The 24,262-nt window shown below is 71.3% G+C and carries 27 protein-coding genes; 16 read left to right on the top strand and 11 right to left on the bottom strand.

The window, feature by feature from the left end; all coding sequences use genetic code 11:
- Positions 1–96 precede the first annotated feature (96 nt).
- Complete coding sequence (locus tag QSK30_RS25065; RefSeq protein ID WP_285506333.1) at positions 97–1,602, top strand: S8 family serine peptidase; 1,506 nt, start codon at positions 97–99, stop codon at positions 1,600–1,602.
- A 3-nt stretch (positions 1,603–1,605) separates the two neighbouring features.
- Here the strand turns inward: QSK30_RS25065 and QSK30_RS25060 are convergent, their stop codons facing one another.
- On the bottom strand, positions 1,606–2,283 hold the full coding sequence (locus tag QSK30_RS25060; protein ID WP_285506332.1) for a PadR family transcriptional regulator: 678 nt from the start codon (positions 2,281–2,283) through the stop codon (positions 1,606–1,608).
- A gap of 136 nt (positions 2,284–2,419) precedes the next feature.
- Between QSK30_RS25060 and QSK30_RS25055 the strand changes: the two genes are divergently transcribed.
- The 5 genes from QSK30_RS25055 (at position 2,420) to QSK30_RS25035 (ending at position 5,202) form a co-directional block, all read left to right on the top strand.
- Positions 2,420–3,019, top strand: a complete 600-nt coding sequence (locus QSK30_RS25055; protein ID WP_285506330.1) for a hypothetical protein — start codon at positions 2,420–2,422, stop codon at positions 3,017–3,019.
- Positions 3,020–3,054: 35 nt separating this feature from the next.
- A complete protein-coding gene (gene rlmN, locus QSK30_RS25050) occupies positions 3,055–4,158 on the top strand; it encodes a dual-specificity RNA methyltransferase RlmN (RefSeq protein WP_285506329.1) in 1,104 nt (367 codons plus the stop codon).
- Between the two features lie 20 nt (positions 4,159–4,178).
- Positions 4,179–4,349 carry a type II toxin-antitoxin system RelE/ParE family toxin gene (locus tag QSK30_RS25045; RefSeq protein WP_285506326.1) on the top strand — a complete coding sequence of 57 codons (171 nt, stop codon included), beginning with the start codon at positions 4,179–4,181 and terminating at the stop codon, positions 4,347–4,349.
- Positions 4,346–4,711: an XRE family transcriptional regulator gene (locus QSK30_RS25040; protein ID WP_285506324.1), complete on the top strand. Its 366-nt coding sequence runs from the start codon at positions 4,346–4,348 to the stop codon at positions 4,709–4,711. Before QSK30_RS25045 ends, QSK30_RS25040 begins: the two co-directional genes overlap by 4 nt.
- Positions 4,712–4,962: 251 nt before the next feature.
- Positions 4,963–5,202, top strand: coding sequence for a type II toxin-antitoxin system Phd/YefM family antitoxin (locus QSK30_RS25035; RefSeq protein ID WP_352231617.1), 240 nt, complete (start codon positions 4,963–4,965; stop codon positions 5,200–5,202).
- A 56-nt stretch (positions 5,203–5,258) separates the two neighbouring features.
- Here the strand turns inward: QSK30_RS25035 and QSK30_RS25030 are convergent, their stop codons facing one another.
- The 3 genes from QSK30_RS25030 to QSK30_RS25020 all read right to left on the bottom strand — a co-directional run bounded on the left by QSK30_RS25030 (position 5,259) and on the right by QSK30_RS25020 (position 6,690).
- Positions 5,259–5,747 (bottom strand): beta-class carbonic anhydrase, encoded by a 489-nt coding sequence (locus tag QSK30_RS25030; RefSeq protein WP_285506323.1) that lies wholly within the window; start codon positions 5,745–5,747, stop codon positions 5,259–5,261.
- A 288-nt stretch (positions 5,748–6,035) separates the two neighbouring features.
- Entirely contained in the window at positions 6,036–6,305 is a 270-nt protein-coding gene (locus tag QSK30_RS25025; protein ID WP_285506321.1) for a DUF2631 domain-containing protein, read from the bottom strand.
- Positions 6,306–6,420: 115 nt separating this feature from the next.
- Positions 6,421–6,690 carry a GlsB/YeaQ/YmgE family stress response membrane protein gene (locus tag QSK30_RS25020; protein WP_285506319.1) on the bottom strand — a complete coding sequence of 90 codons (270 nt, stop codon included), beginning with the start codon at positions 6,688–6,690 and terminating at the stop codon, positions 6,421–6,423.
- A 210-nt stretch (positions 6,691–6,900) separates the two neighbouring features.
- Here QSK30_RS25020 and dxr point away from each other — a divergent pair, with 210 nt between their 5' ends.
- From dxr to map, 6 genes are read left to right on the top strand one after another with little or no spacing between them, the layout of a single operon-like run.
- On the top strand, positions 6,901–8,169 hold the full coding sequence (gene dxr / locus QSK30_RS25015) for a 1-deoxy-D-xylulose-5-phosphate reductoisomerase (protein ID WP_285506317.1): 1,269 nt from the start codon (positions 6,901–6,903) through the stop codon (positions 8,167–8,169).
- Position 8,170: 1 nt separating this feature from the next.
- On the top strand, positions 8,171–9,391 hold the full coding sequence (locus tag QSK30_RS25010) for a M50 family metallopeptidase (protein WP_285506315.1): 1,221 nt from the start codon (positions 8,171–8,173) through the stop codon (positions 9,389–9,391).
- A 17-nt stretch (positions 9,392–9,408) separates the two neighbouring features.
- A complete protein-coding gene (ispG, locus tag QSK30_RS25005) occupies positions 9,409–10,569 on the top strand; it encodes a flavodoxin-dependent (E)-4-hydroxy-3-methylbut-2-enyl-diphosphate synthase (protein ID WP_285506314.1) in 1,161 nt (386 codons plus the stop codon).
- 46 nt (positions 10,570–10,615) lie between these two features.
- The gene (locus tag QSK30_RS25000; RefSeq protein ID WP_285506312.1) at positions 10,616–11,473 is read left to right on the top strand and encodes a GNAT family N-acetyltransferase; all 858 of its coding nucleotides are present in this window, start codon (positions 10,616–10,618) and stop codon (positions 11,471–11,473) included.
- A gap of 46 nt (positions 11,474–11,519) precedes the next feature.
- On the top strand, positions 11,520–13,325 hold the full coding sequence (locus QSK30_RS24995; protein ID WP_285506311.1) for a penicillin-binding transpeptidase domain-containing protein: 1,806 nt from the start codon (positions 11,520–11,522) through the stop codon (positions 13,323–13,325).
- Between the two features lie 24 nt (positions 13,326–13,349).
- The gene (gene map, locus QSK30_RS24990; protein ID WP_285506310.1) at positions 13,350–14,210 is read left to right on the top strand and encodes a type I methionyl aminopeptidase; all 861 of its coding nucleotides are present in this window, start codon (positions 13,350–13,352) and stop codon (positions 14,208–14,210) included.
- On the opposite strand, the gene QSK30_RS24985 is transcribed toward map, so the two are convergent.
- Positions 14,194–14,892, bottom strand: a complete 699-nt coding sequence (locus tag QSK30_RS24985; protein WP_285506309.1) for a hypothetical protein — start codon at positions 14,890–14,892, stop codon at positions 14,194–14,196. The two genes, map and QSK30_RS24985, sit on opposite strands and share 17 nt — an antisense overlap.
- Before the next feature lie 50 nt (positions 14,893–14,942).
- On the opposite strand from QSK30_RS24985, the gene QSK30_RS24980 reads away from it, so the two are divergent.
- Positions 14,943–16,463, top strand: coding sequence for a cobyric acid synthase (locus QSK30_RS24980; RefSeq protein ID WP_285506307.1), 1,521 nt, complete (start codon positions 14,943–14,945; stop codon positions 16,461–16,463).
- Positions 16,464–16,538: 75 nt separating this feature from the next.
- On the opposite strand, the gene QSK30_RS24975 is transcribed toward QSK30_RS24980, so the two are convergent.
- Positions 16,539–17,213, bottom strand: coding sequence for a FadR/GntR family transcriptional regulator (locus tag QSK30_RS24975; RefSeq protein ID WP_285506306.1), 675 nt, complete (start codon positions 17,211–17,213; stop codon positions 16,539–16,541).
- A 47-nt stretch (positions 17,214–17,260) separates the two neighbouring features.
- On the opposite strand from QSK30_RS24975, the gene QSK30_RS24970 reads away from it, so the two are divergent.
- The gene (locus tag QSK30_RS24970) at positions 17,261–18,616 is read left to right on the top strand and encodes a CynX/NimT family MFS transporter (RefSeq protein WP_285506304.1); all 1,356 of its coding nucleotides are present in this window, start codon (positions 17,261–17,263) and stop codon (positions 18,614–18,616) included.
- Here the strand turns inward: QSK30_RS24970 and QSK30_RS24965 are convergent.
- Entirely contained in the window at positions 18,613–20,007 is a 1,395-nt protein-coding gene (locus QSK30_RS24965) for a mycothione reductase (RefSeq protein ID WP_285506378.1), read from the bottom strand. The genes QSK30_RS24970 and QSK30_RS24965 overlap by 4 nt on opposite strands.
- Positions 20,008–20,023: 16 nt before the next feature.
- On the opposite strand from QSK30_RS24965, the gene QSK30_RS24960 reads away from it, so the two are divergent.
- Positions 20,024–20,494, top strand: a complete 471-nt coding sequence (locus tag QSK30_RS24960) for an AMIN-like domain-containing (lipo)protein (RefSeq protein WP_502871884.1) — start codon at positions 20,024–20,026, stop codon at positions 20,492–20,494.
- Positions 20,495–20,507: 13 nt separating this feature from the next.
- Here QSK30_RS24960 and QSK30_RS24955 read toward each other — a convergent pair whose 3' ends face one another.
- Both QSK30_RS24955 and QSK30_RS24950 read right to left on the bottom strand, forming a co-directional pair.
- On the bottom strand, positions 20,508–21,044 hold the full coding sequence (locus QSK30_RS24955) for a YbhB/YbcL family Raf kinase inhibitor-like protein (RefSeq protein ID WP_285506301.1): 537 nt from the start codon (positions 21,042–21,044) through the stop codon (positions 20,508–20,510).
- Positions 21,041–22,162, bottom strand: coding sequence for a VanZ family protein (locus QSK30_RS24950; RefSeq protein ID WP_285506299.1), 1,122 nt, complete (start codon positions 22,160–22,162; stop codon positions 21,041–21,043). The genes QSK30_RS24955 and QSK30_RS24950 overlap by 4 nt, the downstream gene beginning before the upstream one ends.
- Positions 22,163–22,253: 91 nt before the next feature.
- Here QSK30_RS24950 and QSK30_RS24945 point away from each other — a divergent pair, with 91 nt between their 5' ends.
- Positions 22,254–23,318, top strand: a complete 1,065-nt coding sequence (locus QSK30_RS24945) for a M48 family metallopeptidase (protein WP_285506297.1) — start codon at positions 22,254–22,256, stop codon at positions 23,316–23,318.
- Between the two features lie 198 nt (positions 23,319–23,516).
- Here QSK30_RS24945 and QSK30_RS24940 read toward each other — a convergent pair whose 3' ends face one another.
- Both QSK30_RS24940 and QSK30_RS24935 read right to left on the bottom strand, forming a co-directional pair.
- Positions 23,517–23,765 (bottom strand): hypothetical protein, encoded by a 249-nt coding sequence (locus tag QSK30_RS24940; protein WP_285506295.1) that lies wholly within the window; start codon positions 23,763–23,765, stop codon positions 23,517–23,519.
- 157 nt (positions 23,766–23,922) lie between these two features.
- On the bottom strand, positions 23,923–24,255 hold the full coding sequence (locus QSK30_RS24935) for a YnfA family protein (RefSeq protein ID WP_285506293.1): 333 nt from the start codon (positions 24,253–24,255) through the stop codon (positions 23,923–23,925).
- Between the last annotated feature and the right edge of the window lie 7 nt (positions 24,256–24,262).

Below are 24,262 nucleotides of genomic sequence, written 5' to 3'. Positions count from 1 at the left end.
TGCTTCGCGTGCGCACGATTGCGCGCGCCGGTGCCGTGCGGGATGTTCTGGGCATATCGCCCGGGAAGCCCTGGGCGTCAACCCTGTGGAGTCCTGGTGCGCCATCCCCTCCTGCTCTCGACCGTCCTCTTGACCACCCTCGCCGTCGCTCCGACGGCCACTGCCGCTTCCGGGGCCGTCGTGCCCGCCGCCAGACCGATCGCCGGTTCTTACCTCGTGCTGCTCAACGCGACCACATCGGTCGGCGGCACCGCGGCCACGCTGACCCGCCGCTACGGCGGAACCGTTCGGTCCCAGTACACCGCGACGCTGCGCGGCTTCTCGGTCCGCGGCCTCTCCGAGTCCCAGGCCACTCGGCTCGCCGCCGACCCCGCGGTGCGGACCGTCTTCCAGGACGGCACCGCCGCCGCGGCGGCGACACCGTGGGGGCTCGACCGACTCGACCAGCGGCAGCTGCCGCTGGATTCGGCGCCGTTCTCCGCCAACAGCGGCACGGGCGCGGGCGCGACGGTCTACCTGATCGACTCCGGGATCGTCCGCGACACCGCGGAGTTCGGCGACCGGATCCGGGTTGGCGCCGACCTGCTCGGCGGCAACGGCTTGGACTGCGCGGGCCACGGCACGGCGGTCGCGAGCGTCGTCGGCGGCAAGGTCCACGGCGTGGCCAAGGAAGCCGCTCTCGTCGGGCTGCGGGTGCTGGACTGCACGGGCACGGGGCCGGACTCGGCCGTCCTCGACGCCGTGGAGTGGGTGGCCCACAACGGCACCCACCCCGGTGCGGTTGCCATGAGCGTGACCATGGACCAGACCGGGGTGGGCGACGAGGCGGTGCGTGCGCTGATCGATGCCGAGTTCCCCACCGTCGTCGCCGCGGGCAACGCTGGTGCCGACGCGTGCGGCACCAGCCCCGCGCGGGTCGCCGAGGCGATCACGGTGGCGGCCACCGACCGCACGGACACCCGCCCCGCGTACTCCAACTACGGCCGGTGCGTGGACTTCTTCGCACCGGGCAGCGGTGTCCCGGCGCTCCGGCTCGGGGGCGGTGAGGTGTCGCCGAGCGGCACCTCGATGGCGGCTGCGCACGTCGCGGGCATCGTCGCGGGCTGGCTCGGGCGCAACCCCTACTCGCTGCCCGCCGCCGTCCAGTCCGCCCTGTACCGCGCGGCTGTCCCGGGCGCGGTGCGCGACCCTGGCACGGGTTCGCCGAACCAGCTGGCGAACGTCGCCTACCCGATGAGTTCCGAGCTGCCCGTCTGCGGGCCGACCGGCAATCCGACCGATGTCGTGATTCCCGACAACGGCACCACGGTGACCTCGACGATCGGGCTCAGCTGCCCGCAAACCGGTGCCCCCGGTCAGGTGCGCGTGTACCTCGCGCACCCCCGCGTGGGCGACCTGCGCATTGATCTGGTCAGCCCCACGGGGGTGCTCTACCCGCTGGAGCAGGTGGGCGGCGACGACGGCTCAGGCGCCGTCCGCCGCACGTACTCCGTGCCCAACCCCAGCGGGTGGGTCAACGGCACCTGGACGCTGCGGCTGTCCGACGGCAAGCGCGGTGCCGCCGGACTCCTCGACAAGTGGGTCATCGGTTTCGGCGGGTGACCCTCAGTCCTCCTCGGTGGGGTCCTCCTCGGAGTTCGCCTCACCGAGGAGGGCGTAGAGCTCGCGGCGCGCGTTGTTGAGGATCTCCGCCGCGCGCCCCTTCTGGTCGGCGCTGCCCGCCTGCATGACGGTGACCGACGCGGCGGCGAGCTGGCCCATGGCGTCGCGCAGCGACACGTCGCTGCGGCCGATGCCCGCGCTGGCCTGCTCCCACGGCGGGGTGCTGTCGAGCTTGGCCGCGGCGGCGGTGCCGTCCTCGGTGAGCTCGAAGAGCCGCTTGCCGCCCTCGCCCTCGACGCCGCGCACGAGGCCCTCGTCGGCCAGCAGTTGCAGCGTGGGGTAGACCGAGCCCGGGCTGGGCTTCCAGAACCCGCCACTGCGCTCGGCGATCTCCTGGATCATCTCGTAGCCGTGCATGGGCCGCTCCGTGAGCAGCTTGAGCAGGGCGGCGCGCACGTCGCCGCGGCGCTGCCTGCCGCCGAAGCCGCGACCGCGGCCCCGACCGTGCCCCCGGCCGCCGAAGCCGAACGGCGGTCCCGGGGGGAACGGCGGCACGGGCGGGAAGGGCGGGGTCATCTCATCCTCCGGGTCGAACTCCGCGCCGAAGCCGGGGAAGCCCGGTCCGCCGCTGTGCTGGTGGTGTCGGCGCCAAGGTCCGCGCCGGTGCTCGTGGGTACGCATTCTTCTCTCCCCTGTCAGGTTGTCGCCAGCGGACGCTCGCGATAGGTCAACGATATATCGGAAGCTATCGCGATGCAACGTCAGTTTTCTGTGACATCATCGGAACCGAGCGTGCGTCGTACGCATCGGAGGGGTCATGAGCCGGGTGCAGGCGGTACTGCTGGGGTGCGTCGCGGTCGTGGCGGTGGCCGGTTGCGCGAAACCGACCACGGGCTCGCCGGTCGCGGTGTCGCTGACCAGCACGACCAGCGCGGGCAAGGTGGACCAGGGCTCGGTCACCTGGATGAACCGCTTCTGCGGCATGGCCAAGCTGCTGGTCACCGCGGGGGACACCGCGCAGGCGCCGATCACCTCCAGCGACCCGGCAGTGATCAAGCGCCAGTTCGTCGAGACCACCGGCAGGCTCACCGGCGTGCTCGACGCCGTGCTCAGCGACCTCCGGGCGCTGCGGCCCGCGCCCGCCCCCGAGATCGACCCGGTGCTCGGTGAGCTGATCGACAACCTGTCCGAGGCGCGGGACGCGATCGCCACGGCCAAGTCCGACGTCGAGGCCTCGGAGCCGATCACCGTCGACGTGCTGACCGCGGCCGTCGACCGGCTGAGCACCGCGATGCGCGGGTTCAACAGCGCGCTCAAGACCATGAAGGCGCTGGAACTGCCCGAAGAGCTCAAGGACGCGGGGGCCTCCGCGCGCAACTGCTCCGACTCCGCGCCCGCGCCCACGACGACCCGGTAAGAGCAGCTCGTCAGGCATGGGAGAATGGGGTCGTTATGACCTCACTCCCCCTTGTCTTCGATGCCCCCCGTCGTGGCTTGCCGCCGCGGCACCTTGCCGACCTCTCCGCCGAACAGCGGCGCGAAGCGGTCACCGAGCTGGGGGAGAAGGCGTTCCGGGCGAACCAGCTCTCCACCCACTACTTCGGCAGGCTCACCGCCGACCGGGCCGCCATGACCGACATCCCGGCCGCCACCCGCGACCGGCTGGCCGACGAGCTGCTGCCCCCGCTGCTCACTGTCGTGCGGCACGTGACCTGTGACGACGGCTCCACGCGCAAGACGCTGTGGAAGGCCCACGACGGCACGTTGGTCGAGAGCGTCCTCATGCGCTACCCGGACCGGGTAACGCTATGCGTGTCGAGCCAGGCGGGTTGCGGGATGGCGTGCCCGTTCTGCGCGACCGGTCAGGGCGGGTTGCAGCGCAACCTGTCCACGGCCGAGATCGTCGACCAGGTCCGCACCGCCGCGGCCGCCATGCGCGACGGCGACCTCGGCGAACCGGGGCGGCTGTCCAACATCGTCTTCATGGGCATGGGTGAACCGCTGGCGAACTACCGCCGGGTGATCGACGCCGTGCACCGCATCTGCGATCCCGCCCCGGACGGCCTGGGCATCTCCCAGCGCTCGGTCACGGTGTCGACGGTGGGCCTGGTGCCCGCGATCCACAAGATGGCCGAGGAGGGGCTCAGCGTCCGCTTGGCCGTGTCCCTGCACACGCCGGACGACGAGCTGCGCGACACCCTCGTCCCGGTGAACACGCGGTGGAAGGTGTCCGAGGTCCTCGGGGCCGCCCGCGCGTACGCGGACAAGACCGGCCGCCGCGTGTCGATCGAGTACGCGCTGATCCGCGACATCAACGACCACCCGTGGCGCGCGGACCTGCTGGGCAAGCTGCTGCGCAAGCACCTCGGTCCGCTCGCGCACGTCAACGTCATCCCGCTCAACCCGACCCCGGGCTCGAAGTGGGACGCCTCCCCGAAGCCGGTGGAGCGCGAGTTCGTCCGCCGGGTCAACGCCCAGGGCGTGTCCTGCACCGTGCGCGACACCCGGGGCCAGGAGATCGCCGCCGCCTGCGGCCAACTCGCCGCCGAGGGCTGACTCCATCGGGCACCACGGAGGTGAGGATCTTGTTCGCATTCGATCCGAGGCGCAATGCGATCCTCTTGACCGCGGGTGACAAGTCCGGTGACTGGACCGGTTGGTATCAGCGGAATGTTCCGTTGGCGGACCTGCGTTACGAGCAGCACCTGGCAGACCTCGAGCGCTCTGGGGGAGGGACTGGGCGATGACTCGTTCGTGGAAGGATGTCAAGGCTGAGAAGGCTCGGCGTGACGGCGCTGGTGGCCGGGACCTGGAGGCCGCTCGTGTCGAGGCGCGCACCCGGACCCAGGCGCACGTGCTCGGCTTTCGACTGGCCCAGCTCCGTCAGGACGTGAACCTCTCGCAGGCCGAGGTTGCCCAGCGGATGGGGATCAGCCAGCCCCGGGTCAGCCGGCTCGAGTCCGGCGACATCGGGCAGATGGAGGTGGACACCCTGAGCCGATACGTTCTCGCGCTGGGTGGCCGCCTGAGGCTCGTTGCCGACTTCGAGGACCACGATGTCAACGTTTCCACTCCTGAGGTGGACCGCGCCGTTGCTCAGACGGGCTGACCTTGCGCGGTCGTAGCGCGAGTTCGTCCGCCGGGTCAACGCCCAGGGCGTGTCCTGCACCGTGCGCGACACCCGGGGCCAGGAGATCGCCGCCGCCTGCGGCCAACTCGCCGCCGAGGGCTGACGCATTGGTTCCGCCGGTGATGCCTGGTGAAACTCCGCGATCCGAGTTCTACGCGCGTGCGGCTCTGGCGCAGCCGGACGACGAGTGGTGATCAAGCGAGCCGGGAGCTGGCGCGAGAGCCAGGAGGATCGATCATCTGTCCGATTTCGTCGATCGTGCTGAACGCGAGCACAAGCGTGTGGTGGTCACCCGGAACGGGCGGCCCGCCGCTGTGCTGATCGGGTACGACGACCTGGCGGCACTCGAGGAGACGCTGGAGATCTTGAGCGATCCGGACGCGATGGCCGAGATCCGGCTGGCGCGGGCCGGGGTGGCCCAGGGTGAGGTCGTCCGCGGGGTCGATGCCATCCGAGCCCTGCGGTCGTGACTGAGCCCTGTACCCGGGAGGTGGGGACGCGTCTGGGGACGCGTCCCCGGGTCCGGCTAGACGACCTCGTTGAGCTTGCCGGTGGCGACGTCGAAGATGAAGCCGCGGACGCTGTCCTTGAGCGGGATGAACGGGCTCGACTTGATCCGGGCCAGGGACTGGCGGACGTCGGTCTCCAGGTCGTCGAAGGCCTCCGAGGACCAAGCCGGGCGGACGCCTGTCTCCTCGCGGATGCCGTCGCGGAAGTCCTTGTCGGAGAAGGTGAGCATCCCGCAGTCGGTGTGGTGGATGAGGATGATCTCCTTGGTGCCCAGCAACCGCTGGCTGATGGCCAGCGAGCGGATCTCGTCCTCGGTGACCACGCCGCCCGCGTTGCGGATGACGTGCGACTCGCCCTCGTTGAGGCCGAGCACGCCGTAGACGTTGATCCGGGCGTCCATGCAGGCGAGCACCGCGACGTGCTTGGCGGGCGGGAGCGGGAGGGGACCCTCGAAGGTCTCCACGTAGCGGGCGTTGTTGGCGAGCAGTTCGTCCGTGACGGACATGGTCTCTCCGGGGGTGTGTCGGGTGTGGACCATCCCGGTCTCACCGTCGGCGCCGGGATGGCTGGCCGGACGGCACGGCCGCACGGGGTCGAGTGGTCAGACCCGTGCGGCCATCGGACACGCCTGGTCGAAGAGCCGGAGCCGGCGCGAGGGCCAGAAGGGCTCGAGATCGCTGTGACGCATGCCGCACAGCCAACTGCGCACATGCGCACACCCGCAACAGACGCCCACCAGATGGGCGACGGCGTAACCACCAATCCGGAACGTCGTTTGCGTCGAACCGCTCGCTCAGCGGCGCCAGGACGTCCGGTTCTTGTGGATCTTCCAGCCGATCCCGGCCAGCAGGCCCGCGCCAATGCCGATCAGCCAGATGTCGGCGGTCAGCCCGGTGTGGTTGCCGATGATCATCGCGAACATCGCCAGGCCCACGAAGACGCCCGCGATGAGGGTGCCCTTGGGGAAGGACCCGTGCCAGCCCCACTCGACCGAGGGCTCCTCGGCGGGGCTCACGGTGCCCGCCGCGGTGGGCTTGCGCTTCTCCAGCTCCGTGTTCGCCACTGGTTCTCCTCCTGGCCGACTCGCGCTTGTGCGGGCTCGATCCTTCCACACCCCGCACGCGCCGAGGGCGCCGTGGTCTCCCACGGCGCCCTCGGGTGGTGCAGGTCTCGCTCGACTACACGCGTGCCCTGCCGCGACCGGTGACGGCCCGGTAGATGGCGAGCAGGACAACCGAGCCGAGAATGGCGAGCAGCCAGGTCCGCAGGTCGAAGAAGTTCCCGAGACCGCCACCGAAGATCGCGCTGCCGATGAATCCGCCGAGAATGGCGCCGACGATGCCGATCAGGATGGTGACGATGATGCCGCCCGGGTCGTTACCAGGCATGATGGCCTTGGCGATGAGACCGGCGACCAAACCGAGAACGATCCAGCCGAGAATGCCCATCGAAGTGCTCCTTCCTCATGACCTCCGCCTTTCGCGAGGTCTTTTCATGCTGAGCAAGAAGTGCCCCGACTCGATGAAGTTCACTCCTTCGGAGCGGAACTTTTTCCGGATTGGTCCGAACGGAGCAACCTTGTGCTGCCGAGCGTGGGTCACCGACGCGGTGCGCGTCACCCCGTGGCGGTTGCCGAGCGTGTCCGTACATCGGGAACAATGGTGGTGATGACTGCATCCCCCGCGCTCGGCCACGGCCCGCGCTCACTGCTCGTGCTCGGTTCGACCGGTTCGGTCGGCACCCAGGCCCTCGACGTCGTAGCCGCCAACCCCGAACGGTTCAGCGTCCTGGGCCTGGCTGCGGGCGGGGCCGACCCGGCGCTGCTCGCCGACCAGGCGCTGCGCTTCGGGGTGGCCGCGGTGGCCGTCACCCGGGCTACCGCCGCCCAGGACCTGCAACTCGCCCTCTACGCCGCCGCGCAGCGGGCCGGGTACGCGCAGGGCCAGTTCCGGGTGCCTCGGGTGTTCGCGGGCCCGGACGCGGTCACCGACCTGATCGAGGCGGTGCCCGCCGACGTCGTCCTCAACGCCGTCACCGGCTCGCGCGGGCTCACCCCCACGCTCAAGGCGCTGGAGTCCGGCGCCACGCTGGCGCTGGCCAACAAGGAGTCGCTGATCGCCGGTGGCGCGCTGGTGCTGGCCGCGGCCAAGCCCGGGCAGATCGTGCCGGTCGACTCCGAGCACTCCGCCATGGCGCAGGCGCTGCGCGGCGGCCGGGCCGACGAGGTCGACCGGCTGGTGCTCACCGCCTCCGGCGGCCCGTTCCGCGGCCGCAAGCGCGCCGACCTGGCCGGGGTCACCGCCGCCGACGCGCTGGCCCACCCCACCTGGGCGATGGGCCCGGTCATCACCGTCAACTCGGCCACCCTGGTCAACAAGGCGCTCGAGCTGATCGAGGCGCACCTGCTCTTCGGGGTGCCCTACGACCGGGTCGACGTGGTGGTCCACCCGCAGTCGGTCGTGCACTCCATGGTCACCTTCACCGACGGCTCCACGCTGGCCCAGGCCAGCCCGCCGGACATGCGGCTGCCGATCGCGCTGGCGCTGGCCTGGCCGGACCGGGTGCCCGGCGCGGCCAGGGCCTGCGACTGGAGCAAGGCGACCCAGTGGACCTTCGAGCCGCTCGACCACGAGACCTTCCCCGCGGTCCGGCTGGCCCGCGCCGCCGGTGAGACCGGCGGCTGCCTGCCCGCGGTGTTCAACGCCGCGAACGAGGAGGCGGTCGCCGCGTTCCTGCGAGGCGACACCACCTTCACAGTCATCGTGGACACTGTGAGTCGGGTACTCGACGACGCCGCCGCCTGGGAGGGCGAGCCGCGCGAGGTCGAGGAGGTGCTCGCCGCGGAGCACTGGGCCCGCGCCCGAGCGCGTGAACTCCTCGCGGTGACAGCTGGCCCGCGTGACGTCGTCGGGCCGGGAAGGGACTGACGTGGTCGTTTGGCTCCTGGGACTCGTGCTGTTCGCGCTGGGCATCTGCGCCTCGGTCGCGCTGCACGAGGCCGGGCACATGCTCACCGCCAAGGCGTTCGGCATGAAGGTCCGCCGGTACTTCATCGGCTTCGGCCCGAAGATCTTCTCCTTCACCCGGGGCGAGACCGAGTACGGCCTCAAGGCGATCCCGGCGGGCGGCTTCTGCGACATCGCGGGCATGACCGCGCTCGACCCGGTCACCCCGGAGGAGGCGCCGCGGGCGATGTGGCGGTTCGCGGCGTGGAAGCGCGTCGTGGTGCTGTCCGCGGGCTCGATCACGCACTTCATCCTCGGGTTCATCATCCTGTACCTGATGGCCGTCACCATGGGCCTGCCGAACTACTCCGAGCGCCCGATCGTCGGCGGCACCGACTGCGCCGCGGCCACCCAGGACGCCAAGACCCTCAAGCTCGCGGGCTGCGGCCCGACCGACCCCGCGCCGGCCGCCGCGGCGGGCATCGCCGCCGGTGACGAGATCATCAGCGTCAACGGGCAGGCCGTGGCCACCTGGACCGAGCTGGTGAACAAGGTCCGCGGGCTCAGCGGGCCGAACACCTTCGTGGTCGAGCGCGACGGCGACCAGCGCACCGTCACCGTCGACATCGCCACCGTCCAGCGGACGGCGGTCGGGTCCAAGGCAGGCGCCGACGGCAACAAGGTCGAGCAGGTCGGGGCCGTCGGCATCGCGCCGGGCGGCGTCCTGCACTACGGCGGGCTCACCGCCGTGGGCGGCACGGTCGCCTTCACCGGGGAGATGTTCGCCAAGACCTGGGAAGGCCTGATGAAGTTCCCGGAGAAGATCCCCGCGGTCATCCGGGCCATCGGCGGCGAGCAGAACGACCCGGAGCGCCCGGTCAGCGTGGTGGGCGCCAGCGTCATCGGCGCGGACGCCGCCGAGCGCGGGATCTGGGAGATCTTCGTGCTCATGCTGGCCGCGCTGAACTTCTTCGTCGGCGTGTTCAACCTGCTGCCGCTGCTCCCGCTCGACGGCGGCCACATCGCCATCACCCTCTACGAGAAGGTCCGCGACGCCCTGCGCAAGCTGCGTGGGAAGGCGCCCGGCGGGCCCGTGGACTACAACAAGCTCGCGGGCGTGACCATGGTGCTCGTGATCCTGGGCGGTGCGGTGGTCCTGCTCACCGTCACCGCCGACATCGTCAACCCGATCCGCCTGCAATGACCCCCAGAGAGGCCTAGATGTCCGACGTCATGCTCGGCATACCCGCCATGCCGCCGCCTGTGCTCGCCGAGCGACGCAAGACCCGCCAGCTCCAGGTCGGCACCGTCGGGGTGGGCAGCGACCACCCCATCTCCGTGCAGTCGATGACCACCACGGTCACCGCCGACGTCAACGCGACGCTGCAGCAGATCGCCGAGCTGACCGCGGCGGGCTGCGACATCGTCCGGGTCGCCTGCCCCTCGCAGGACGACGCCGAGGCGCTGGCCGCGATCGCGGCCAAGTCGCAGATCCCGGTGATCGCCGACATCCACTTCCAGCCCAAGTACGTCTTCGCCGCGATCGAGGCGGGCTGCGCGGCGGTCCGGGTCAACCCGGGCAACATCCGCAAGTTCGACGACCAGGTCAAGGAGATCGCCCAGGCGGCCAAGGACCGCGGCACGCCGATCCGGATCGGCGTCAACGCCGGGTCGCTCGACCCGCGGCTGATGGCCAAGTACGGCAAGGCGACCCCGGAGGCGCTGGCCGAGTCGGCGATGTGGGAGGCCTCGCTCTTCGCCGAGCACGACTTCCACGACATCAAGATCTCGGTCAAGCACAACGACCCGGTCGTGATGATCCGCGCCTACGAGCTGCTGGCCGAGCAGTGCGACTACCCGCTGCACCTCGGGGTCACCGAGGCCGGTCCGGCGTTCCAGGGCACGATCAAGTCCGCGGTCGCCTTCGGCGCGCTGCTGCGCCAGGGCATCGGCGACACGATCCGGGTCTCGCTGTCCGCGCCGCCGGTCGAGGAGGTCAAGGTCGGCTCGCAGATCCTGCAGTCGCTCAACCTGCGCCCGCGCAAGCTGGAGATCGTCTCCTGCCCGTCCTGCGGGCGCGCGCAGGTGGACGTCTACAAGCTCGCCGACGAGGTCACCGCGGGCCTGGAGGGCATGGAGGTGCCGCTGCGGGTGGCGGTCATGGGCTGCGTCGTCAACGGTCCCGGCGAGGCCCGCGAGGCCGACCTGGGCGTCGCCTCGGGCAACGGCAAGGGGCAGATCTTCGTCCGCGGCGAGGTCATCAAGACCGTGCCGGAGGCGCAGATCGTCGAGACGCTCATCGAGGAGGCCATGCGACTGGCCGAGGAGATGGGCGAGCCCGTCGACGGAGAGACGGGCGCGCCGACCGTCACGGTCGGTTAAGAGCGCTCCATTTTCCGACGGACGTGCGATCTGGCACGCTTAAGAGGTGTTGCGGCTAGCAGGAGCGCGGCTGCTCGATGAGCGGGATGGTCAGGCGGTGCGCGCTGTGCTCACCGCTGACCCTGTCGCGTCGTGCATGGTCGCCGCACGGGTCGAGTCCGTCGGGCTGGACCCGTGGCGCCTGGGCGGTGAGGTGTGGGGCTGCGACATCCGCGGCCTGCGCACCGTGGGCCGCCTGGACGCGCTCTGCTTCGCCGGTCCCAACCTCATCCCGCTGCGCGGCAAGCGGTCCGCGCTGCGCGCCTTCGCCGACCGCGCGCTGCGCCGCAGGCGGATGTGCTCGTCCATGGTCGGGCCCGCCGAACAGGTGCTCGGGCTGTGGGCCGAGCTGGAACCGGACTGGGGTCCGGCCCGCGAGGTGCGCGCCGACCAGCCGCTGATGGCGATCTCCAGCGCGCCGCTGGTGGTGCCCGACCCCCTGGTGCGGCCGGTGCGCCCGGACGAGCTCGACCGCTACCTGCCCGCCGCGGTGAAGATGTTCATCGAGGAGGTCGGCATCGACCCGCGCGCGGGGGACGGCGGCGCGAGCTACCGGGCCAGGGTCGCCGAGCTGATCGCCGGTGGCCGCGCGTTCGCCCGGTTCGAGGGCGGCGACGTGGTGTTCAAGGCGGAGATCGGCGCGCTCTCGACCGCGGTCGGCCAGATCCAGGGCGTCTGGGTGCACCCCGATCGCCGGGGCCACGGCCTGGGTGCCACGGGTACGGCCGCGGTGGTCCAACGCCTGGTCACCGGGATGAGCCGGACGGCCAGCCTGTACGTCAACGGCTACAACGCGCCCGCCCGCGCGGTCTACGACCGGATCGGCTTCGCGCAGGTGGGGCAGTACGCGACGGTCCTGTTCTAGCCGCGATCCGCCCCGGCGTCCCGCCCGGATTGGCATACTTCGGGCCGTGCGCGCCAACTCCCGCCGCCCAGTCGCCCTGCTCGCCGCGCTGGCGGTCGTCCTCCCGTCGTCGGCCTGCGGTGTGTTCGGCTCCGAACCAGGACCCGAGGACGCCGCCCGCCAGTTCCTCGCCGCGTTCACCGGCGGCGACACCGCCACCGCGTCCGCGCAGACCGACTCGGCCGGTTCGGCCAAGGACCTGATGGACAAGGTCCGCGGCGCGCTCAAGCCCGCCACCGTGACCGGGTCGGTGACCAAGGTCGACCAGCCGGACGGGCCGAGCCCGAAGGCCACCTTCCAGATCACCTGGGACCTGGGCAAGGCCCGGCTGTGGTCCTACGAGAGCACCTTCGGCCTGCGCCAGCAGGGCGAGAGCTGGAAGGTGCACTGGGAGCCCGCCGTGCTGCACCCCAAGCTCGGCGCGCAGCAGGCGCTGGCGGTCGAGGACGCCGCGCCGCAGCTGGCGCCGGTGCTCGACCGCGACGGCGAGGCGGTGCTGCAGCCCGAACGGGTGGTCTCGGTGCTGTTCGACCCGGCCAAGGCGGGGGACGCGAACGCCATCGCCGGTGAGCTGGCCAAGGCGCTCGCCGGCATTGACGCCTCGGTCACCGCGCAGGCCATCCTCGACGGCGCGGCCAAGGCGAACGGCCAGCCCTACCAGGTGATCGTCCTGCGCGACGCGGACTACCAGAAGGTCCGGCCGCTGATCTACGAGCTGCAGGGCGTCCGGTTCACCGCCGAGTCGCGGTTGCTGCCGGTCGACCGCAAGCTGGCCCCGACCCTGATGCCCGCCCTGCGCAAGGTCGTGGAGGACCAGGTCGAGGGCAAGTCCGGCTGGCGGGTGTACACCGTCGACAGCACCGGCGCCGAGGGCGAGGAGCTCTTCGCCAAGCCCGCCGAGCCCGCGAAGGCGGTGCAGCTGGCGCTGAGCAAGAAGGTGCAGAACGCCGCGCAGGCGGCGATCGCGGGCGAGGCGACACCGTCGATGGTCGTGGCCATCCAGCCCTCCACCGGCGAGGTGCTCGCGGTCGCGCAGAACGACCCGGCCGACAAGCAGGGCTCGCTCGCGCTCACCGGGCGCTACCCGCCGGGCTCCACCTTCAAGATCGTGACCGCCGCCGAGGCCATCTCCTCCGGCAAGGCCACCGCCGACTCGGCGCTGGGCTGCCCGGGGACGACCACCATCGACGGCCGCGAGATCCCCAACAGCAACCGGTTCGACAAGGGCGTGATCCCGCTGCACAGCGCGTTCGCGTTCTCCTGCAACACCACCTTCGCCGACCTCGCGGTCACCATGGGACCCGAGGACCTGACCGGGATGGCCAAGCAGCTCGGCCTGGGCGTGGACTTCGTCATCCCCGGGATCACCACGATCACCGGCTCGGTCCCGCCCGCGGCGGGCAAGACCGAGCGCGCCGAGGACGGCTTCGGCCAGGGCAAGGTCGTGGCCAGCCCGTTCGGGATGGCTGTGCTGGTCTCCGCGGTGGCCTCGGGCGCGGTGCCCAAGCCGGTCCTGGTGCGCGGCGTGGAGACCAAGGCCGACACCACCCCCGACGCGGTCCCGGTCGCGGTGCTCGACCCGGTCCGGGCGATGATGGCCGAGGTGGTCGCCATGGGCACCGCGGGCGCGCTCGCCCCCTACGGCGACGTGCGCGGCAAGACCGGCACCGCCCAGTTCGGTGACGGGACTCACTCGCACGGCTGGTTCGTCGGCTACCGCGGTGACCTGGCCTTCGCCGTGCTGCTCACCGACGTCGGGCAGTCCGGTACGGCGGTCGCGGCCACCGGGAGGTTCCTGGCGGGCCTGGCCTGAGCGGGTGGTCGTAGGGTGGAGGGCATGTCCGCCCGCGCCCTCCTGACACCCGGCAAGCAGTCGCCCCGCCGGGTCGTGCCGTCCACCATCGTCCGCCCCGAGTACGTGGACCGCCCCGCGCCCGCGAAGAACACCGACCCGTGGGTGCAGCCGCCGGAGATCATCGAGGCGATGCGCGTGGCGGGCCGGATCGCCGCGCAGGCGCTGCAGGAGGGCGGCAAGGCCGTCAAGCCGGGAGCGACCACCGACGACATCGACGCGGTCGTGCACGAGTTCCTGCTCGACCACCGCGCCTACCCCTCGACGCTGGGCTACCGCGGGTTCCCCAAGTCGTGCTGCGTCTCGCTCAACGAGGTGATCTGCCACGGCATCCCGGACTCGACGGTGATCGAGGACGGCGACATCGTCAACATCGACGTCACCGCCTACCTCGGCGGCGTGCACGGCGACACGAACGCGACCTTCCTCGCGGGCGAGGTGAGCGAGGAGGCGCGGCTGCTGGTCGAGCGCACGCACGAGGCCACCATGCGCGCCATCGCCGCCGTGCGGCCGGGCCGGGCGTTCAACGTGATCGGCCGGGTGATCGAGAAGTACGCCAAGCGGTTCGACTACGGCGTGGTGCGCGCGTTCACCGGCCACGGCATCGCCCGGTCGTTCCACAGTGGACTCGTGGTGCTGCACTACGAGGACCTCAACGACCCGACGCTGATCGAGGCCGGGATGACCTTCACCATCGAGCCGATGATCACCCTCGGCGGCGTCGACTACGACCTGTGGGCCGACAACTGGACGGCGACCACCAAGGACAAGTCGTGGACCGCGCAGTTCGAGCACACCCTCTTGGTCACCGACAGCGGCGCGGAGATCCTCACCCTGCCAGCGTGAGCAGGACCTCCAGCACTGCCACCGCGACCGGCCGCGGGTCGGTCGCGGTGGCCAGGTGGTGCAGGTCGAGCGCACGTGTCGGCCAGCCGAGTTCGCGCGCCGCCGCAAGCTCTTCGGCGTACGCGGCGGACAGCGCCACGTAGCCCGCGGGCCCGCTCCACTCGACGCTCGGGCGCGGCTCTTTGAGGAACGCCAGCGCTACCTCGGGGAGTTCGTCGGCGATCTCCGCGCGCAGGGAGTCGTCTGTGATGTCGTGCAACGGGTCTTCGTCGAACCACTGCGGCCAGTGCGGGAGCAGACCGTCTCGGCTGTGCTGCCGGAGCTTTGCGTACAGCTCGGGCGGATACACGTCGCGCCAGCTCTTACCCGGCGTCGGCAGACCCGCGTCCAGGTAGAGCAAACCGCGTGCGTCTTCCAGTTCGTCGGCGAACGCGGGCAGCAGCGGACCCGCGCCGCTGTGGCCGACGAGCATCAGCGGGCCGGTGAGCGCGGCGTCGGAGAGGGCGTCGGCGAAGGCCCCGATCAGCCGCTGGTGCACCGGCGCGGCCGCGACGCTGGGCAGCAGGTCCAGCACCACCGACGGGTGTCCCAGCGCGGCCAGCTCGTCGGCGAGCGGGCGCAGGGTGGCGGGGCCGAGGTAGGGGCTGTGCACCAGGACGGCGGTGACGGGTGCTGCGGGCATGACCGGGATGATGTCAGCAGGTCGAGGTATCGGGGGAGGGGACGCGCGGGATGGCCGGAGCGCTGCTGGTGGCGGGCACCACCTCGGACGCGGGCAAGAGCGTCGTGGTCGCCGGTCTGTGCCGCTGGCTGGCGCGCCAGGGCGTGCGGGTGGCGCCGTTCAAGGCGCAGAACATGTCCAACAACTCGATGGTGACCATCGAGGGCGGCGAGATCGGTCGGGCGCAGGCGGTCCAGGCGGCTGCCTGCGGGCTGGAGCCGAGCGTGCGGTTCAACCCGGTCCTGCTCAAGCCGGGGTCCGACCGCAGCTCGCAGGTCGTGGTCCTGGGCAAGCCCGCCGGTGTGGCCACCGCGATGTCCTACCGGGAGCTCAAGGCCGACCTGATGCGGACGGTGCTCGCGACGTTGGCCGACCTGCGGGCCGACTACGAGGTCGTGGTCTGCGAGGGCGCGGGCTCACCGACGGAGATCAACCTGCGGGCGGGAGACATCGCGAACATGGGCCTGGCCCGGGCGGCTGACCTGCCGGTGGTCGTCGTCGGCGACATCGACCGCGGCGGGGTATTCGCCCACCTCTTCGGCACGCTCGCCCTGTTGGACGCGGCCGACCAAGCGCTGGTCTGCGGGTTCATCGTCAACAAGTTCCGCGGCGACCCGGCGCTGCTGGAGCCCGGACTGCGCCAACTGCGCGATCTCACCGGGCGTGACGTCCTGGGTGTGCTGCCCTGGCGCGAGGAACTGTGGCTCGACGCGGAGGACTCGCTCTCCTACGCCGCCGACGGCGTGGTGGGCCGACCCGCGCCCCCCGTCGGCGCGCAGTGGCTCCGCGTCGCCGTGGTGCGGCTGCCGCGCATCTCCAACGCCACCGACGTCGAGGCACTCGCCTGCGAACCGGGGGTGTCGGTGCGCTTCGTCACCGAGCCGTCCCGGCTGGCCGACGCCGACCTGGTGGTGCTGCCCGGCTCCAAGTCCACTGTGGACGATCTGGGCTGGCTGCGGCGCACCGGGCTGGCCGCCGCGGTGACCGAGCACGCGGGCCGCGGCCTGCCGGTGCTCGGGGTGTGCGGCGGGTTCCAGATGCTCGGCGCGTCCATCGACGACCGGGTGGAGTCGGGCGCGGGCCTGGTCGACGGCCTCGGCCTGCTCGACCTCGACGTCGAGTTCGACCAGGCCAAGACGCTCACCCGGCCGGTCGGCACCGCCTTCGGCGAGCCCGCGACCGGCTACGAGATCCACCACGGCCGAGTGGTCCGCCGGGGAGACCTGCCCGGCCTGCTCACACTGCCCGACGGCACGGTCGAGGGGGTGGCGGCGGGCGCCGTCCTCGGCACGCACTGGCACGGCCTGCTGGAGAACGACGGCGTCCGGCGCGCCCTGCTGCGCTGGGCGGCCGAGCACTCCGGCCGGGACGGCTTCGTGCCCGCGCCGGACGTGTCCTTCGCCGCCGCGCGCGCCGCCCAGCTCGACCTGCTCGGCGACCTGGTGGCCGAGAACCTCGACACCGACGCCGTACTGCGCCTCATCGAGCACGGCGCGCCCGCGGGCCTGCGCGCGCTGCCGCCGGGGGCCTAGCGCCCTCCCGGCGAGTCACCGGTTCGGGCGACGGGCACACCCGCCGCAGTCACGCCGGCCGCACCGGGCACGTGCCTAGTCGAGGTCGAGGTCGGCGATCAGCTCGTCGAGGAAGCCGCCCGCCTCGGCCGCCGCGCGGTCGCTGTCCTGGTCGCGGATGGCGCCCAGCAGCCGCTGGTGGTCGATGGTGGCCAGGTTGGGCTTGGTGCTCACGGTGCTGGCCACCGAGGCCCGCACCACCTCGGTGAGGCCCTGGTAGAGCTCGGCGAGCAGCGGGTTGTGCGAGCACTTCACCACCGCGAGGTGGAACGCGGCGTCCTGGTCGACGCCGATCTCGTAGTCCTTGCTGACCATGGAGTGGTCACGGGCGTCGAGCAGCTCGGTCAGCTCCGCCAGGTCCTGGTCGGTGCGGTTCGCCGCGGCCAGCCGGGCGCCCTCGACCTCCAGGGTGCGCCGGACCTGCAGCACGTCGCGCAGCTCGGTGCCCGCCAGCCTGCGCACGGCACCGGAGAACTCGCTGGTGGCCCGCACGAATGTGCCATCACCCTGGCGCACCTCCAGCAGGCCCGCGTGCGCCAGCGCGCGCACCGCCTCGCGCACGGTGTTGCGCCCGACGCCCAGGGCGGTGACCAGCTCTGGTTCGGTCGGGATGCGCTCGCCGACCTTCCACTCCGCACTGGTGATCGCCGAGCGCATCTGCTCGATCACCTGGTCGACGAGGCCGGAACGCCGGGTAGTGGCCAACGGCACAGCGCCATCCTTTCAGCAAAACATCCTATGTTTGTGATACTCGTTCCATGACGGTCCACCGCGGGCAGGACGCCAAGGACGTCAAGATTGCCACGTCAACCCCGCCGAGTGGGACACAGTCGGCGCACCCGGCCGGAAACAGTGCCCGAAACACTGCCCTGATCGGCACCCCGCTGCTGCTCGTGGGGGTCGCGCTGGCCGCGGCCAACCTGCGGCCCGCGGTCACCAGTCTGGCATCCGTGCTCGAGGAGGTGCGCGGCTCCGTCGGTGCCGCGCACGCCTGGGCCAGCGCGCTCACCGCCGTCCCGGCCATCTGCTTCGGCCTCGCCGGGGTACTCGCCCCCGCGCTGAGCAGGCGTTTCGGCATGGCGCGGGCGGTCGGCTGGGCACTGGCCCTGCTGACCGCGGGGCTGGTCCTGCGGGTGTTGGACGGGCCGGTCGTCGTCCTCGGCGGCACGCTGGTCGCCTGCGCGGGCATCGCGGTCGGCAACGTGCTCATCCCCGTGGTGATCAAGCAGTCGTTCCCGAGCAGGCTCGGGATGGTCACCGGCGTGTACACGGCGACACTCGCAGCCGGCGGCGGTCTTGGTGCCGCGGTGACCGCGCCGCTCTCGGACGCCCTGGGTGGCTGGCGCGTGGCCCTGGGCGCGTGGGGGCTCCTCGCCGCGGGGGCGTTGCTCGTGTGGGGGCTGGGGGCCCGGCACACGACGGACGCGACGGTGGCCGTCCCGCGCCGCGGTCGGTCGCTGCTGCGCGACCGGCTGGCGTGGACGGTCACGATCTTCTTCGGCTTGCAGGCCCTGGTCGCCTACACCGTCATGGGCTGGCTGCCCGAGGTCTTCATCGACGCGGGCGTCGACCGCAACCTCGCCGGGATCTACCTCGCGATCACCAGCCTGTTCGGCGTCCCGATGGGTCTGGTGCTGCCGCCGCTCGCCGTGCGCGCGCGATCGCAGTCCACCGTGATCGTGGTGATGACCTCGCTGGGCGGTCTCGGCATGGTCGGCCTGCTGGTCGCCCCCGCCGCCGCGCCGCTGGCCTGGACCCTGCTGACCGGGTTCGGCATGGGCGTGTTCCCGCTGGCCATCACCCTCATCGCGCTGCGCACCGAAGACCCCGACGACACCGCCACGCTCTCGGCGATGGCCCAGAGCATCGGCTACCTGATCGGCGCGCTGGGACCGTTCCTGTTCGGCCTCTTCCGGGGCCTCACCGGCGGGTGGACGGTGTCGCTCGTCTTCGTGATCGTCGTCATCGCCGCGCAGGCGGTCGTCGGCCACTCGGCGGGTCGGCCCAGGACAGTGGCGTCCAAGGCCTCCAAGGCCTCCAAGGCCTCCAAGGCCTCCAAGGCCTCCAAGGCCTCCAAGGCCTCCAAGGCCTCCACGGCCGCCGTCGAGGTCTAGGACAGCGGCAGGCTGAGCAGGGCGTTCTCGACCACCTCGGGCATGCCCGGGTGGATCCAGTACTGGCCCCTGGCCACCGCGCGGGCGTCCAGGCCGAAGCTCATCGCCTGGATCAGCGGCTGGATCACCGTCGGCGCCTGCGGCCCGATGATGTGCGCGCCGAGGATCAGACCGGTGTCCGGGTCGGCGATGACCTTGGCGAAGCCGGTGGTGTCCTCCATCGCCCAGCCGTAGGCGATGCCCGCGTACGCCTGCGACGACGCGACCCAGCTGATGCCGCTCCGCTCCGCCTCCTGCTCGGTGATCCCCACCGACGCGATCTGCGGCGAGGTGAACACCGCGTGCGGGACGAACCGGTGATCGGCGGCTTGGAGGTCGTCCGGGTGCAAGAGGTTGTGCTGCACGACGCGCGCCTCGTGGTTGGCCACGTGCTTGAGCTCGTACGGCGAGGAGATGTCGCCCAGCGCCCACACCCCGTCGGCGGTCGTGCGCTGGTACTCGTCGACCTTGACGTGCCCGCTGGGCAGCACCTCGATGCCTGCCGCCGCGACGTCGAGCTGGTCGGAGTTGGGCGTGCGCCCGGTGGCGACGAGCAGGAGGTCGCTGTCCACGGTCTCGGCGCCCTGCGGGCCCTCAAGGTGGAGCCGGACGCCTGCGTCGAGGCTCTCAGCCCTCACTGCCTTGCGGTCCAGGCGCACGTCCCAGCGCTCTTGCGCGAGTTGCGTGAAGCGGAGGCTCACGTCGCGGTCTTCGCCGCGCAATAGAGCGCCTGAGCGCGCGATTAGCGTTACCTGGACGCCGAATGAGGAGAACACGTGCGCGAACTCGGCGGCGACGAACCCGCTTCCCAGGATGGTGATGCTGCCGGGGAGCTCGTCGAGCCGCATGACCGTGTCGCTTGTGTGGAAGTGGACGTCGTGGATGCCCTCGATGTCGGGGACCACAGCGCGGCCACCCGCGGCCAAGACGAACCGGTCTGCGGTGACGGTCTCGGCGGGGGAGCCGTCGTTCGGGGTGATCTCCAGCTCGCGCGGGGCGGTGAACCTCGCGTTGCCGTTGTAGACGGTGACGTTCACGTTGTCCGGGTGCTCTTGCCGGTACTTGCGGCCGCCCTCGGCGATGGGGTCGATCCGCCCGAAGATCCGGTCGCGGATGTCGGGCCACCGGACCCGGTCCAGGGTCTCGTCGACGCCCAGCCGACTCGACTTCGACGGCGTCGCCGCCACGTCCGCGGCGTGCACGAACATCTTCGTCGGGATGCACCCGACGTTGAGGCACGTCCCGCCGAACACCCCCCGCTCGACGATCGCCACCCGCAGGTCGGCGAAGCGCGGGTCCAGGATCGAGTTGCCGGATCCGGTCCCGATGATCACGAGGTCGTAGTGGGCCACGTCCTCATCCAACCCCATGTCGGCCGCGGCGCATTCCCGGCCGGGACGCGCGGGGGTGTATCGCACGGGCGCTCAGCCGCTCTTGCTTGGCATGACGACTCTTACGGCTCTTACGGCCATCCGCGTCGGTAGGCACGAGACCTTCGACCGTGTCGTGCTCGACTTCACCGGGCCGGTGCCGCAGGTGGCGCACGAGTTCACCGACGAGCTGATCTCCGACCCCAGCGGCGAGATCGAGTGGCTCACCGGCTCGGAGTTCATCCAGCTGACCCTGCAACCCGCCGCCGCCCACGACGACGCGGGCAACCCGACCTTCCCCGGGCCGCGCAAGTTCCGCACCCGGGAGCTGGCCAACGTTCAGGCGGTCGTCGTGGACGGGGACTTCGAAGGGGTGCTCAGCGTCGGCCTCGGGCTGCGCGTGCGGACCTCGGTCAAGGTGTTCGACCTCGCCTCGCCCAACCGGCTGGTGATCGACGTCGCGCACTGACCCCCGGGTACGCCTAGTGCGCGTAGGTGGGCGTGATGATCGCGCGCGCCAAGGTGTGGAAGGCCAGGTTGAAGCTCACCACGGCCGGGCTGGAGTCCTCGTCGACGTCGAGCTTGGCCACGTCCACCGCGTGCACCACGAAGTAGTACCGGTGGTCCTGGTCGCCCGGCGGCGGGGCGGCGCCGCCGTACTGCCGGTCGCCGAAGTCGGGGCGGACGTGGAAGGCGCCCTCGGGCAGTGAGCTGTCGCCCGCCCCGGCGCCGGTGGGCAGCTCAGTGGTCGAGGCGGGGATGTTCACCGCGACCCAGTGCCAAAACCCGCCGGGGATCGGCGCGTCCGGGTCGAAGCAGGTCACCACGTAGCTCTTGGTGTCCTCGGGCGCGCCGCTCCAGGACAGCTGCGGGGACACGTTCTTCCCGCCCGCGGAGTCGTGCACGTACTCGAGGTCGAGCTTCTCGCCGTCGCGCACGTCGGTCGAGGTGACGGTGAACGCGCCGGTCTCGGGCAGCAGCTCGTACGGGTCCGGAGCGACCGGGCGGTCGAGGCTCATGGACGTTCCTCCACTGGTTTCCGGTGATCTTCCGCGTTGAATCTAGTCCCGGCCGCGGCCGCTCGCGTGTCGACCACACGCAGTCCGGCGACCACCCCGCTGAGCCCGCGGTGGTCCCGCGGACGCCACGCCATCACCACGCTGACCACTGCGAGGAGGAACGCCAGGAGTGTCAGGTCGAACTGGGTGAGCGTGAAGTAGCCGCCGCTGCCGACGGCGAAGCGGAGCAACATCTGGGGGACAGCGGGTTTGTCGCCGTTCCGGTTGACGGGGTTGAGCAAGACGATGCGTTGTCCGAGCGTGGCGCCATTACCGGCGAGCGGTAGGACCAACAGGAGCGCGCCAACGGGGATCGCGTAGGCCAAGAGCCAGTTGAGGCCGTCCGCGTTGGTGTGCAATCCGTAGATCGCTACCGCGTTCGCCGCGACCTGGAGGAGTACGCCGAGGAGAACGACGCTCGCGACGTCGACCAGCATGCCGAGCAGCCTGCGGGCGGTGGTGACCTTACGCGGTTCACCGGGCGCTTTGGTGATCCGCTGCCCGGGGACCAATCGGAGCACGGGGGCCAAGAGAAGGCCCAGGGCCGCGCCTGCGGTGTTGGCCAAGAGGTCGTCGACGTCGAAGAGGCGGTACGGGCACGCGAAGAGCCCCCACACCGCGGTGAGTTGGGTGAACTCGATGAACAATGACGTGAGGAACCCGGCGAGGACGACGGTGACCGGACCGCGGCGGAACAAGTGCCTGCCGAACATGCCGAACGGCACGAACAGCGCCACGTTGAACACCACCTGCTGCAACGCCGGGTTGCGCAAGACCGCGCGGAGGCCGTCGCCGACGTGCTCGGTGCGGAAGTCCGCGACGAACTGGAACGGGCGCAGTTGCGGGCCTGAGCCGGCGTGCGCGGCGCACCACTGCGGCGTCGTGTCCGGCACCGGCAGCAGTGTGTACGTCCACAGCGCGAGCGCGTAGACGAGGAAGCCGAACGCCAGCAGCGCGTGCCCCAGCCCCAGCTGCCCGCGCCCGCGATAGCTCCAGGCGATGTACGGGATCACCAGCAGGAAGGACAGCGCGGTGCCGCCGAGGAAGGCGGCGACCGCGGACAGTTCGGGGTCGCTCACCCGCCGAAGCTAACTGTTTCCGCTGGTCAGCGCAGGGTGTGGACAAACAACCACCCACCTCGGGGATTCCGCCTACTGTGGGCGCCACACCATGCCAGGGGAGGAAGAAGTGACGGACAACGAGGTCTCGCAGTCATCGACCCGAGTGCGGTTCCCGCGCATCAGCCCGCGCGCGTACGAGCACCCGGCCGACCGCGGGGCCATGGCGGGGCTGCGCGCGGTGCCCGGGCTCACCGAGGTGCTCAAGGCGGTCTCCGGCTTGTTCAGCGAGCGCGGCGAGCGGCTGCTGGCGCTCGCCTCGGCGATCCGGGTGGGGGAGAAGCAGTACCCGAAGATCGACCGGCTGCGGGTCGAGTGCGCCGAGACCCTCGACCTGGACACGGTGCCCAACCTGTTCGTCGAGCGCAACCCGGTCGCGAACGCGATGACGGTGGGCATCGACGAGCCGTTCATCGTGCTCACCACGGGACTGGTGGAGGCGCTGGACACCGAGAGCCTGCGGTTCGTGATCGGGCACGAGATGGGCCACGTGCTATCCGGCCACGCGGTGCTGCGCACCCTGCTGCTGCGGCTGCTGCACCTGCAGATGAGCGTCGCCTTCATCCCGGCGGGCGCCCTCGCCCTGCGCGCGGCCATCGCCGCGCTGCGCGAGTGGTTCCGCAAGGCCGAGCTCACCTGCGACCGCGCGGGCCTGCTCTGCGGCCAGGACCCGGCCGCCGCCCTGCGCACGCACGTCTACCTGGCGGGCGGCACCGACCTCACCCAGATCGACATCCCGTCGTTCCTCCAGCAGGCCAAGGAGTACGAGGAGGTCGACGACATCCGCGACAGCATCCACAAGCTGCGCAGCGTCGAGGGGATGAGCCACCCGTTCGCCGTGGTGCGCGCCGCGCAGCTGCAGCGGTGGGCGGCGTCCGAGGACTACCGGGCGATCCTGGCGGGCGACTACTCGCGCCGCGACGAAGACAGCCCCACCAGCACGTTGAGCGACGACATGAAGTCCGCGGCCAAGTCGTACAAGGAGTCGTTCAACTCCTCGGCCGATCCGCTGGCGAAGGTGCTCAACGACGTCGGCGGGGCGTTGTCGGACGCGGCCGGAAAGGTGTTCAACCGGTTCGGCGGTGGTGCTCGGGGCGAGGACACGCCGGCGAACTGAGCTCCCGGGGGCGTCCGCGCGCCGTGCTGGTGCTGTGGTGGCCGTCCCCGCGGGGTCGGAAAACGTTGTCCACCAGGGCATCCGGTGGTCAGCCGGGCGCGGTCGTGCCGGATCGGCCGCGCCGCCGTGGTCAGTGCTCGGCTCGCCCCGGGGCCGGCCGTGGATGAGCTGGGCTCATCCACGGGGCAGGCCGGGCGCTCACTGGTGTTGTTCTTGGCCCACTTCTTGGCCCACCTGGTCGGCGGCCTTGGGGCGGTGCTGCCACCAACCGATGGTGGTGACGGCCAGGACCATCAGGGTGGCGCCGCCGGTGGCGATGAGGGCGTCGACCGCGGTGGAGCGCCAGGTCGGGTCGGTGTAGGGGAAGCCGATGGCGAACCAGGACAGCCAGACGACCAGGAAGAGCCACAGCCTGCCGGTTCGTGGTTCGGTTGTACTCGTCTCCACTGAATCCTCCAAAATGATCGCAGTGCGTCACCGTTGCCGGAGTGGACGAGGCGCTTGGCCACGTTGCTTACGGCGGAAAACCGAGGCGCCACCTCGGTGTGGTTCCGTCCGCGCAATCCATTGCAGGGTCGTACGGTCTGTGCGGAGCGTTACACCCCTACGTGCGCGGGGCGTACATGATGACCCCTACGCCCACCAGGCAGACGGCCGCGCCGATCACGTCCCAGCGGTCGGGGCGGAAGCCGTCCAGGGCGACCGCCCAGGCCAGTGAGCCGACGACGAACACCCCGCCGTACGCCGCGAGAACCCGGCCGAAGTGGGCGTCGGCCTGCCAGGTGGCGACGAACCCGTAGGCGCCCAGCGCCAGCACGCCGCCGAGCACCCACAGCCAGCCCCGCGACTCGCGGATGCCCTGCCAGACGAGCCAGGCGCCGCCGATCTCGGCGAGGGCGGCCAGCACGAACAGCGCGACCGACCTCAGCACGGCCACCGCCCGC

The sequence above is a fragment of the Actinokineospora sp. NBRC 105648 genome, assembly GCF_030269645.1.
Classification (GTDB): domain Bacteria; phylum Actinomycetota; class Actinomycetes; order Mycobacteriales; family Pseudonocardiaceae; genus Actinokineospora.
This window is presented reverse-complemented; position numbering and strand designations above follow the sequence as displayed.